Source organism: Mycobacterium sp. E3298 (assembly GCF_001666895.1).
In the GTDB taxonomy this organism is placed as follows: Bacteria; Actinomycetota; Actinomycetes; order Mycobacteriales; family Mycobacteriaceae; genus Mycobacterium.
In genome coordinates this window covers 1-1,298 of record NZ_LZJB01000461.1, presented here as the reverse complement: position 1 = coordinate 1,298, position 1,298 = coordinate 1, and the positions used below count along the sequence as shown (strand labels likewise).

At 66.5% G+C, this 1,298-nt stretch carries 1 protein-coding gene and 2 pseudogenes; all 3 read left to right on the top strand.

Annotated features, from left to right (window positions below; all coding sequences use genetic code 11):
* A pseudogene (locus A9X05_RS21380) lies at window positions 1–380 on the top strand (ABC transporter permease); the annotation flags it as partial.
* Window positions 381–387: 7 nt separating this feature from the next.
* Window positions 388–1,062: an isoprenylcysteine carboxylmethyltransferase family protein gene (locus A9X05_RS21375; protein WP_067760928.1), complete on the top strand. Its 675-nt coding sequence runs from the start codon at window positions 388–390 to the stop codon at window positions 1,060–1,062.
* A 17-nt stretch (window positions 1,063–1,079) separates the two neighbouring features.
* A pseudogene (locus A9X05_RS30035) lies at window positions 1,080–1,298 on the top strand (hydrolase); the annotation flags it as partial.

Sequence of the window (1,298 nt, the reverse complement as noted above, 5' to 3'; positions counted from 1 at the left end):
TGCTCAGCGGGCTGACCGGGGGGCTGGTCTACGGAGCCGCGGCCGGTGACGTCGGCGGCAAGGTGGCCGTCGTGGTGGCAAGCGCGGCGGTACAGCTGCCCGCCGTCTGGTTGTTGTGCGCCGTGACCGTCGCCGTGTTCGGGCTTGCGCCGCGATTCACACCCGTGGCGTGGGGTGTTCTGGTCGGGTTCATCGCCCTGTACCTGATCGGCTCCCTGGCCGGGTTCTCCCAGTGGCTGCTCGACCTGGAGCCGTTCGCCCACATCCCGCGCGTCGGCGGCGATTTCACGGCCACACCACTGTTGTGGTTGCTCGCCATAGATGCCACACTGATCGCCCTGGGAGCCGTGGCTTTTCGACGACGCGATCTGCGAGTTTAGGAGCGTCATGAAGATCGGTGTTCGACTGGCGGCATCATCGATTCTCGGAATCGCCGCCTATGCTCTGGTCCTGTTCTTGCCGGCCGGCACCTTCCGCTATTGGCAGGGCTGGGTTTTCATCGCCCTGTTCACGGTGGTATCGATCGTCCCCACAATCTATCTGGCGCGCAAACATCCGGCGGCCCTGCAACGGCGCATGCATGCGGGACCGCAGGCGGAAACCCGCACGGCCCAGAAGGTCATCAGTGCCGGCGCCTTCGGAACCCTCTTCGTGGTCATGGCGTTCAGCGCGTTCGACCATCGGATGGGCTGGTCGACCGTGCCCGTGTGGCTGTGCGTGGTGGGTGACGTCCTGATGGCGACCGGCCTGGCCGTCGCCATGCGCGTGATCATCGAGAACAGTTATGCCGCTGCGACCGTGACGGTGGAGAGCGGCCAGAAGGTCGCCTCCGACGGGCTCTACAGGTTCGTCAGGCACCCGATGTACGCGGGGAACGTGATCATGATGGTGGGAATGCCCCTGGCGCTCGGCTCGTACTGGGCACTTCTCCTCGTCGTTCCCGGCGTCGCGATCCTGGTGCTGCGCATTCTCGACGAGGAGAAGCTGCTCAAGACGGAGCTCCCGGGATATCGCGAATATGCGCAACGCGTCCGCTATCGGCTGCTGCCGAGCGTGTGGTAGCCGTTTAATCTGATCCCGTGGTCCGCACTCCCGCGCCCACCAGGGATCGGCCGTGGCGTCGCCCGGGCGTCCTTCGCTACGCGCTGAGCCGGATACGCGGCTTCGCCAAGCCGCCGGTCACTGTGACCGACCCACCGGCCGAGATCGCCGTCGACCGTGACGTTGCCGTGCCCACCCGCGACGGAACGACGTTGCGGATCAACGTCTTCCGGCATGCCGGCGCCGGGGCCGGGCCG

Bases quoted from the DNA above. Each gene is read 5' to 3' on its own strand.
- A9X05_RS21375 (WP_067760928.1), top strand. From the start codon at position 388: ATGAAGATCGGTGTTCGACTGGCGGCATCATCGATTCTCGGAATCGCC.